This is a genomic window from Pantanalinema rosaneae CENA516 (assembly GCF_050753385.1).
Taxonomy (GTDB): Bacteria; Cyanobacteriota; Cyanobacteriia; order Leptolyngbyales; family Leptolyngbyaceae; genus Pantanalinema; species Pantanalinema rosaneae.
This window is the reverse complement of record NZ_JBLZFZ010000108.1, coordinates 1-9,951: the sequence shown is the minus strand read 5'-3', so window position 1 is coordinate 9,951 and position 9,951 is coordinate 1. Positions and strand designations below refer to the sequence as shown.

Below are 9,951 nucleotides of genomic sequence, written 5' to 3'. Positions count from 1 at the left end.
AAGTCCCCCAGAATTGGGGGATTTAGGGGGCTAATGCAATCGCTTTGATACTTTTCAAACAGCTTCTAAGGGCAAATGACGATATCACGAAACGATTAAGGTTATGAGTATTCAAGTCGAAAATGTCTCAGTGGCTTATCACGGTAAGGTGGCATTACATGGGGCGACGTTACAACTGCAACCGGGGTCGATTAGCGGCTTAGTCGGGATGAATGGCAGTGGCAAATCCACCCTATTCAAAGCAATTATGGGGTTTGTGCAGCCGCAAACCGGACGGGTTTTGATTCAGGGGTTACCCAGTCGATCGGCACAAAAGCGCAGTCTGGTTGCCTATGTACCCCAGGCGGAAGAAGTAGATTGGGGATTTCCGGTTAGCGTTCAAGATGTGGTGATGATGGGACGCTATGGCTATATGAATTGGTTGCGAATCCCCCGATCGCTGGATCAACGGATGGTTCAAGTCAGCCTGGAACGGGTGCAAATGAGTGAATTCCGCGATCGGCAGATTGGCGAATTATCGGGCGGACAACGAAAGCGGGCATTCTTAGCGCGGGCTCTAGCTCAGCAAGCCACCGTATTGCTATTAGATGAACCGTTTACAGGGGTAGATATTAAGACTGAGAAGGCGATGATTAACCTGTTGCTGGAGTTGAAGGCACAGGGACACACGATCTTAATTTCGACTCATGATTTAGCTTCGATTACGACATTCTGTGATCAAGTGGTGTTGATTAATCGCACTATTCTTGCCTACGGGGATACATCGGAAGTATTTACGGAAGAAAATTTGTCTCGCACCTTTGGGGGGTCGATTAGTGATTTGTCCTTAAACAAAAGCCAACTGGCACGATCGCCCTGGGAGGATCTGTAGTGGAGATTATGCAGTGGTTTGCTGCCCCGCTCACCCATGCCTTCATGCTTAAGGCGGTGTTAGTCAGTATGCTGGTTGGTGTGGTCTGTGCCGTCCTATCCTGCTACATGACCTTGAAGGGATGGGCGTTGATGGGTGATGCGGTGTCCCATGCGGTGATGCCAGGAGTGGTAATTGCCTACATCCTCAAGATTCCCTTTGCGATCGGGGCGTTTGTGTTTGGGGTGGGGTCAGTATTGGCGATCGGGTTTATTAAAGCGCAGACACGAATTAAGGAAGATACGGCGATCGGCATTGTGTTTACCGGCTTCTTTGCCCTGGGTTTAGTTCTCGTCTCGAAAACACCCAGCAGCATTAATCTGACCCATATTCTGTTTGGTAATGTCCTGGGCATTTCTAATCAAGATATTTTTCAGACACTAATTATCAGTGCAATTACGTTGACCACGATCGCTCTGTTCCGTAAAGATCTGCTGTTATTTTGTTTTGATCCGACCCATGCTCGCTCAATTGGATTAAATACCACCGCCCTGTATTACACCTTACTATCGCTGCTGTCACTAACGGCTGTGGCTGGCTTACAAACCGTTGGCATTATTCTTGTAGTGGCGATGTTGGTAACACCGGGAGCAACGGCATATCTGTTGACCGATCGGTTTGATTACATGATTGGTATCGCGATCGCATCGGGTGTGATTTCTAGTGTCTTAGGAACTTACATTAGCTATTACATTGATGGAGCTACAGGCGGTTGCATTGTGGTTTTACAAACATTGTTATTTGTTCTAGCCATGATTTTCGCGCCTAAACATGGCTTAATTGCCAAAGCTCGACTGCAACGCCAACAGCAAACGCTGTAAGAGGATGTTTTAAAAGTATCAAATTGCCCCCTAAATCCCCCAATTCTGGGGGACTTTGAATTCAGTTCCCCCCAAAATTGGGGGGCTAGGGGGGCAGTTCAGGTAACCATTTTGACTTTTCAAACACCCTCTAATCTTTGAGCTAAATTGATTTAATTTTTTGTGGCAGTAAACCCCTGTGCCAGATTAACCTGCCCGGACATGCTATTATCCGCTCAACCATTGGTGAATCCTGGAGATCATCACACATGAAGGCGTTAGTGCGGTTAGGGATCGCGCTGCTGCTAGTGTTACTTGGGCTGGTCAGCTATTGCGCTAACACAGTTGAAAATCCGATTACGGGCGAGAAGCAACGGGTACAACTCTCGACGAAGCAGGAGGTCGCGTTAGGGTTGCGATCGGCTCCCCAAATGGCATCCCGCCATGGCGGACTGTATCCCGACCAAACGTTACAGCAATACGTTGATCAAGTGGGGATCAAAATCGTCAAGAATTCCGATGCTCAGAAATCGGGATATCCGTTTGATTTTCATCTGTTACGCGATCCGCAAACCATCAATGCCTTTGCCCTTCCAGGCGGACAGGTGTTTGTCACGGTAGGACTGCTCAAACGGTTGTCGAATGAAGCGCAACTCGCTGGAGTATTAGGTCATGAGATTGGGCATGTGGTGGCTCGGCATGGCGCTGAACACCTGGCAAAGCAACAACTGGGACAAACCCTGGTGACCGCCGTTGGTGTCGCTGCGACGGATGAAGAGGGGCGGGGGGCAAATGCTGCCGCGATCGCCGCTGCTGTGAACCAACTCGTGAGCCTGCGGTATGGTCGGGATGACGAATTGGAAAGCGATCAATTAGGACTGCGGTTTATCACTGAAGCTGGTTATGACCCACGCGGCATCTTAGAACTGATGAAAATCCTCGGTTCGGCTCGGCAGGGAGGATCGCCGCCAGAGTTTTTTAGCACCCATCCCAATCCTGACAACCGCTTACAACGGCTTCAGACCATGATCAATCAGCAATATCCCAATGGCATTCCGCCGGAACTTCAGGATAGACGCGATCGCTTTGCCCAAATTGTCCCTCCCCGTTTATAGATGGCACGATCGCTAGCAGTCGTCATCGTAGGGATGAAACCGTTAATCGCAAATTAAATACAGATGATGCAAACACGAGAGTTAGGCAAATCCGGGATTCAAATTACCCCGATCATCACAGGCACCTGGCAAGCTGGGAAAAGCATGTGGGTTGGGATTGAAGATGCAGAAACAGTGAAGGCAATTCGAGCCGCGTTTGAGGCTGGTATTACCACTGTGGATACGGCGGAAGTCTACGGTCAGGGACATTCCGAACAAATTGTGGCAGAAGCGTTGTCGGATGTCCGCGATCGGGCGGTTTACCTGACCAAAGTGTTTGCCAACCACTTGAAATATGATCAGGTGATCGCCGCCTGCGAGGGATCGCTAAAAAACCTCAAAACGGATTACATCGATCTGTATCAAATTCACTGGCCTGCCGGTTCCTTTAATAATGAAGTCGTGCCGATCGCGGAAACCATGCAAGCGTTGAATGAGCTAAAACAGCAAGGCAAAATTCGGGCGATCGGAGTGTCGAATTTCTCCCAAACGCAACTGGCGGAAGCGATGCAGTATGGTCGGATTGATAGTCTACAACCGCCCTATTCGCTGTTCTGGCGCTATGTGGAACAGGAAGCCATGTCCTACTGTGTGGAACAGCAGATTTCCATCCTGGCGTATTCTCCTCTGGCACAGGGACTCCTGACCGGCAAATTTAAGGCAGGGCATCAATTTGATCCCAGTGATAACCGCGCCAAAAATAAGTTATTCCAGGGAGAAAACTATATCCGCGCCCAACAAGCCCTCGATCGTCTGCGACCCATTGCCGATCGCTATCAGGTGAGTTTGGCGAATCTGGCGATCGCCTGGTTGATTGCCCAGCCACAAACCAATGCGATCGTGGGCGTTCGTCATGCCGATCAAGCTACCGAGAATGCCCATGCGGCAACCGTTCGGCTTACCCCAAGTGATCTGGCAGAGATTGACGCGATCGGTCGAATGGTGACGGATCATTTAGATAGTAATCCCGTGATGTGGAACTGGTAACTGCTCAAGCTTCCAGCCCATTGCCTGAATCGCCAATTTTTATTTCTGCATGACTTATGACTCATTCCTGAGATGAACAGGGAACTCTAGCTAGATGAGTCTGGCGGCAATTTTCATGAGTGATTTATTCAAAGGGTTTGAGCAGCTATTGGAACTGGCGAAAGCCCTGGAGGAAAAAGCGGAGAAAGGCGAGTTAAAAACCGATTTTCAAATTAACACTCGTTCTCTCAGTAGCATTCCGCGCCAGGGCAATATTCCCGGGGGGATTGGAGTCAGTCGGATGCGATCGCCCGCCAGTGGAAGTGCCGCCAGTGCTGAAACAACCAGCCCACCCGCTCCAGAGGTGATCATTACCCCACCACCGTCCGGTGATAATCCCGCCGATGCTCCTTCTCTACGGGATGTTGGTGGACTCTCGGAAGTTTTGAAAGAACTGCGGGAACTGGTGGAAATTCCCCTCAAACGTCCAGATTTACTGGCAAAGTTAGGACTGGAGCCACCCAGAGGCGTGTTACTGGTCGGGCCACCGGGAACGGGGAAAACCCTCACCGCCCGATCGCTTGCCGAAGACCTGGAAGTGAATTACATTGCGATCGTCGGCCCCGAAGTTATGGGTAAATACTACGGGGAAGCGGAAGGTCGGTTACGCAGCATTTTCGAGAAAGCCGCTAAAGCCGCTCCCTGCATTGTGTTTATTGATGAAATTGATAGCCTCGCTCCCGATCGCAGCAAGGTTGAAGGCGAAGTCGAAAAACGGTTGGTCGCCCAACTGCTCAGTTTAATGGATGGGTTTGCCCAGGCAAAGGGGGTGATTGTCTTAGCGGCTACGAATCGTCCGGATCACCTTGATCCTGCGTTGCGTCGTCCCGGTCGGCTGGATCGCGAAGTACAATTTCGAGTCCCCGATCGGGCGGGGCGATTAGAAATTCTCGGTATCCTGACACGCTCCATGCCGCTAGATTCTGGAGTGGATTTAGACGCGATCGCGGATCTTGCCGTTGGGATGGTGGGGGCAGATTTGAAAGCGGTCTGCCAGAAAGCCGCTTATAGTGCCTTACGGCGACAAGTTCCCTCTCTACAAGCTCCGATCCCGGACGCGATGACCGTGGAGCAAGCGGACTTTTTGCAAGCGTTGAAGGAAGTCAAACCCTCGGTGCTGCGATCGGTGGAAGTTGAAGCGCCCAAAGTTGCCTGGGAGGATATCGGTGGTCTAGTCGAGATCAAACGGAGTTTACAGGAGTCGGTGGAAGGGGCACTGCTGTATCCCGATTTATACGCTCGCACCGGAGCCAAAGCCCCCCGTGGTATTCTGCTCTGGGGCCCACCGGGAACCGGCAAAACCCTCCTGGCAAAAGCCGTCGCCTCGCAAGCCCGAGCCAACTTTATTGCCGTGAATGGGCCGGAATTATTAAGCCGCTGGGTGGGAGCCGCCGAACAGGAAGTGCGGGAATTATTTGCTAAAGCCAGACAAGCTGCGCCCTGTGTGGTGTTTATTGATGAGATTGACACCCTGGCTCCAGCCCGAGGGAAGTTCACGGGAGATTCAGGCGTGAGCGATCGCGTGGTCGGTCAACTGCTCACCGAATTAGATGGCTTGCAGGAATGTTTGAATGTCCTGCTGATTGGCGCTACGAACCGTCCCGACGCCCTCGATCCCGCCTTATTACGGGCTGGACGATTGGATCTGCAATTTAAAGTTGATCTCCCGGACTACGATAGCCGTCTGGCAATTCTGCAAGTCCACAACCAAAATCGTCCCCTGGAGATCGAGGTGGATCTGCCAACCTGGGCAACCGAAACGGACGGCTGGAATGGTGCTGATCTCGCTCTATTGAGTAATCAGGCGGCATTAGAAGCGATTCGCCGCTACCGCAGTCAGGGACTAACCGATCCCGCGACTATCCAGATCACAATGGATGATTTTGCCAGGGCTTACCATGCTCTGACCAGCCAGCGATCGCAGAGTCAGCCATGATCCTGATCAATGTAATCCCGGTGGCAGGGGTTCATGACACCGCTGGTGGACTTCAGCAATGCGATCGAATAACCAGGGATAGGCTTGACGATAGCTGGGGAGCAGCGCCAGGGGACTGAGCAGAGCGGCGGCAGTCAGATCCGCGATTGTAAACTGATCACCCACTAGATAGGAGTTGGTCTGCCAACGGTTGCCTAATTCCGTCAATGCCAGAGTTAATCGTTGTTCTGCCAGAGCCACAGCCGCCGCGTTAATGCCATACTGACGGCGCACTACCTGAATCACTAATTGACTGGAAAAGGAGGGATCAATCTGTTTGCCAGGGCCCGATCGAAAGTTGTAGTAGACAAACCGGGTGGCGGTGCCAATACTTTCATCCAACCAATCCTCTAACACGAGAGCCTGGGTTTTGAGGATGGGATCGGTGGGCAGCAAAGCAGGCTCCGGCTGGTAGGACTCTAAAAACTGAATTACCTGGCTGGAGTCGCCGATCGCCGTGGGATAGCCTGCCAATTCTGGTAGTAATACTGGCATCGTGGTTAAGCCAGTCAGCGGTTTGAGCCGCCAGGTATGCAAACCGGGAGTTAAATTCTCGACGGTGTAAGGAATCTGTTTATAGCCCAGGGCTAATCGGGCTTTACGACAGTAATGAGAGGTACTGAATTGGAGCAGGCGCATGGTGAACTAATCAGGATCAGTAAGAGCAAGGATGACTCGATCGTAAAGGAATGATAAGCCATTCTCTTCAGTTAACTTGAATACAATTTGCCAAATCCGAATTTGCTTAGAATTGCGGATCAGTAGTGGCTAAATCAGTGTAATTTTCTATTAAGGTTTGAAAACAACTGCAACAATCAAGCTCCGCCCGTTGGCGATCTTGCGTTGCGATCAGGGATCCGTTTACCTCCATAAAGTGAAGTTTGATAAAAGCGACGTTTTACAAATAGCCCCATATTTTAATGTCTGAACCACTGTCAGTGACCCAGGTTGCCCTTCTCCGTTGCTCGACTAAACACCTGCATTTTCATTTGTAGTGGCATGGTTCCAGGGGTGTCTTATTGCCTTCGCTGCGATTAATCAGGATTGGCTAACGTTCATGATCCCTTCCTTCATTCTTGATCCACAGGTGCTCCTGCGTGAGTATCAGCCTCGCGATCGTCCTTCCCTATTTTGGCTCCGGCATCCTGAGCAACAAAGTGCGTTGCTGCGGCGAATTGTCGATCGGGCTCGCACCTCGCTAGAGCTAAAGGTGGTTCTACAAACGGTGTTGGATGAGATCGCCGGAATTTTGCAGCTCGATCGCTGTCGGTTCTTCTGGTATTTCCATGACACGAATCGGGTGCTGGTGGTCTGCGAATCGGTACGCAAAGCTGGCAAAGGCAGCCCCTTAACCCATTCCAGTGAGGCGGAACCGTCCGGGGCTATGTTGGGCTATTTTCCCTTAGAAACCTTTGGCATGGCAGCAACCGCTATCAGCAACGGAGAACTGATCGTTAATCATGGTAATGCGACGGGATCGGCGCTGACTCATTGGTTACAGCGGTGGGCAAATGCGTTGCGGGGCGAAACGACAGCCACATCCTGCCCCATTTGGGGAGCGCTTGCCAATGTGCTCGTGCCACTAAAAACTCAGGAAGGGTCGATCGGGTTTATTGCTTGTCTGTCAGACCAACCCCGGCATTGGTCGGTTGCCGAAGTCGAGTTTTTGCAGGCGATCGCCCAGCAGGTGGAGATTGCCGTCAGTCAGGCGCAGCTTTACGAGCAGATGCAGCAGCAGGCGCGACGGGAACGGCTCGTTAATCAAATTACGGCGCAAACGCGGCAAAGTTTTGAGTTAGAAAAGATTTTGACGGGTGCGATCGGGCAATTGTTAGAAGCCTTGCAGGTCGATCGCTGTTTGGTGCATTTAGTTGAGGGCACAGGAGAACTTGCTCAGGTCAGTTGTCGGCATCTTTATGAAGTGTGTCGATCGCCCTTTCCGGCTTCCCTGGATGATTTTGATCCCCATGGTCCGATTACCCAATGGGTGATTCAGCATCGTCGGCGCGTGGTGATTCGGGATGTCACCCAGGACGATCGCATTGGCAGTAACAACCTGGAATATCAGAAGGCGCAGATTAAATCCTCCCTCGTCGTCCCGGCTCAGTCCAAAGATACGCTGTACGCCATTTTGTATCTTAATCAATGTTCGCAGGTGCGGTACTGGTCGAAAAATGACCAACGACTTGCCCAGGCGGTGGCAGATCAATTAGCGATTTCGATTCAACAGGCACATCTTTATGCTCAAACCCAGCAACAGGCGATCGAAAGTGCTGAACAAGCCAAACACTTAGCGGCGACTCTGCAAGAATTACGGTTAACCCAGGCGCAACTGATTCAAAGTGAAAAAATGTCGGGCTTGGGGCGCATGGTTGCCGGGATGGCGCATGAGATCAATAATCCAATCAACTTTATCTACGGCAATGTTCCCTATATTGAGTCCTATGTACAGGACTTAAGCTGCCTGTTGCAAGCCTATCAAGCCCGACTGCCGCAACCCGATCGCGAATTACAACAGATGATCGATCAGGTGGAACTGGAGTTTGTGTTAGCCGATCTGCCCCGAATTCTGCGATCGATGCGGCTAGGAGCCGATCGCATTCGCCAGATTATTCTCTCGCTGCGGAACTTCTCGCGGTTGGATGAGGCGGAACTGAAGCAGGTGAATATCCATGAAGGGTTAGAAAGTACGTTAGTCGTGTTGCAAAGCTATATCGGTGACGACATTCAGATTCTCCGTCGCTATAGTGATCTCCCCCTGATTGAATGCTATCCCGGTCAGTTAAATCAGGTGTTTATGAATATTTTGATGAATGCGGTTGAGGCACTACAACCCTGGGACAGCGACCAAAAAGCGATCGCCATTTGTACTGATGTTGTGCCAGCAAATGATTTGCATCCCGACATGATCCGGATTGTGATTACCGATAATGGCCCTGGTATTCCCCATCCCATTCAAGCCAAGATTTTTGATCCCTTTTTCACTACCAAGGCGGTTGGACAGGGCACAGGACTAGGTTTGACGGTCAGCTACCAGGCGATCGTCAATCAGCATGGCGGACACCTGAAGTTTTATTCCGAACCCGGACTGGGAGCCGAATTTATCATCGACATTCCTGTCAAACATCAAGTATAAATCTTGGTCATCTGGATAACTCCGGTTAGAGCCGTCCCAGTTGATTCAGGAAATACTCGGATTAAATTTAGGTAAAATCCATAGTTCTTCCTGATCGCTCAACTACAGTGAAGCCATGGCACTCTTCGCTCGCGTTGGAGAAGCAGAGATGAGTATGGGCGGCAAATCGCGATTCACCTTTACACTGAAATTATTGACCATTGCTATCAGTGTGGTAATTCTGACGATCGTGGCACATCAGTTTCAGTGGCTGGACATACTCCAAACCACCCTCCAACAAGCCTTAATGGGGATTCAAGATCTGGGTGCGATCGGAGTGCTGGCTTATATGGTGATTTATAACCTGGCAACGATCCTATTCATTCCTGGCTCCGTATTAACCTTAGGCGGTGGTGCCCTCTATGGGGCGGTTTGGGGTTCAATCTATGTGTTTATTGCCGCAACCTTAGGAGCTACCTTCGCGTTTTTGATTGGACGCTACGTTACCCGAGATTGGGTGAATCGCCAAATTGCTAATAATGCAAAATTTGCCGCGATCGAAGCGGCAGTTGCCCGAGAGGGCTTAAAGATCGTCTTTCTGACCCGCTTATCCCCGATTTTTCCGTTTAATCTCTTGAATTATGCCTTTGGCGTAACGCAGGTTTCCCTGAAAGACTATGTGCTTGGGTCGATCGGCATGATTCCCGGCACTGTGATGTATGTCTATCTCGGATCATTGGCAGGAGATGTCACCGCGATCGGAACTCAACCCACCCTCGATCCACAAACCCAACTGTGGCAATGGGTACTCCGCATCATCGGCTTAATTGCCACGGTGGTTGTCACCCTGTATGTCACTCGCATTGCTAAACAAGCCTTAGAAAAAACAATTTAGCTCCTGACGATCACTCAAATATCCTCTAAACTCCCCACCTCCCCCATCTCCCTCATCCTGTCTCTTATACACATCT

8 protein-coding genes are annotated in these 9,951 nt (G+C 50.7%); 7 read left to right on the top strand and 1 reads right to left on the bottom strand.

Features of this window, described 5'->3' with window-relative positions; all coding sequences use genetic code 11:
- Positions 1–103 precede the first annotated feature (103 nt).
- The 5 genes from ACN4EK_RS31330 to ACN4EK_RS31310 all read left to right on the top strand — a co-directional run bounded on the left by ACN4EK_RS31330 (position 104) and on the right by ACN4EK_RS31310 (position 5,826).
- Positions 104–871 (top strand): metal ABC transporter ATP-binding protein, encoded by a 768-nt coding sequence (locus ACN4EK_RS31330; RefSeq protein ID WP_431662366.1) that lies wholly within the window; start codon positions 104–106, stop codon positions 869–871.
- Between the two features lie 8 nt (positions 872–879).
- Positions 880–1,731 (top strand): metal ABC transporter permease, encoded by an 852-nt coding sequence (locus ACN4EK_RS31325; RefSeq protein ID WP_431662365.1) that lies wholly within the window; start codon positions 880–882, stop codon positions 1,729–1,731.
- Between the two features lie 248 nt (positions 1,732–1,979).
- Positions 1,980–2,825, top strand: a complete 846-nt coding sequence (locus ACN4EK_RS31320; RefSeq protein ID WP_431662364.1) for a M48 family metalloprotease — start codon at positions 1,980–1,982, stop codon at positions 2,823–2,825.
- Between the two features lie 63 nt (positions 2,826–2,888).
- A complete protein-coding gene (locus ACN4EK_RS31315) occupies positions 2,889–3,851 on the top strand; it encodes an aldo/keto reductase (protein ID WP_431662363.1) in 963 nt (320 codons plus the stop codon).
- A gap of 115 nt (positions 3,852–3,966) precedes the next feature.
- Entirely contained in the window at positions 3,967–5,826 is a 1,860-nt protein-coding gene (locus ACN4EK_RS31310; RefSeq protein ID WP_431662362.1) for an AAA family ATPase, read from the top strand.
- Positions 5,827–5,832: 6 nt separating this feature from the next.
- On the opposite strand, the gene ACN4EK_RS31305 is transcribed toward ACN4EK_RS31310, so the two are convergent.
- Positions 5,833–6,504, bottom strand: coding sequence for a glutathione S-transferase family protein (locus ACN4EK_RS31305; RefSeq protein WP_431662361.1), 672 nt, complete (start codon positions 6,502–6,504; stop codon positions 5,833–5,835).
- Positions 6,505–6,859: 355 nt separating this feature from the next.
- On the opposite strand from ACN4EK_RS31305, the gene ACN4EK_RS31300 reads away from it, so the two are divergent.
- The gene (locus ACN4EK_RS31300; RefSeq protein WP_431662360.1) at positions 6,860–9,001 is read left to right on the top strand and encodes a GAF domain-containing sensor histidine kinase; all 2,142 of its coding nucleotides are present in this window, start codon (positions 6,860–6,862) and stop codon (positions 8,999–9,001) included.
- 115 nt (positions 9,002–9,116) lie between these two features.
- Positions 9,117–9,875: a TVP38/TMEM64 family protein gene (locus ACN4EK_RS31295; protein ID WP_431662359.1), complete on the top strand. Its 759-nt coding sequence runs from the start codon at positions 9,117–9,119 to the stop codon at positions 9,873–9,875.
- Positions 9,876–9,951: the final 76 nt, after the last annotated feature.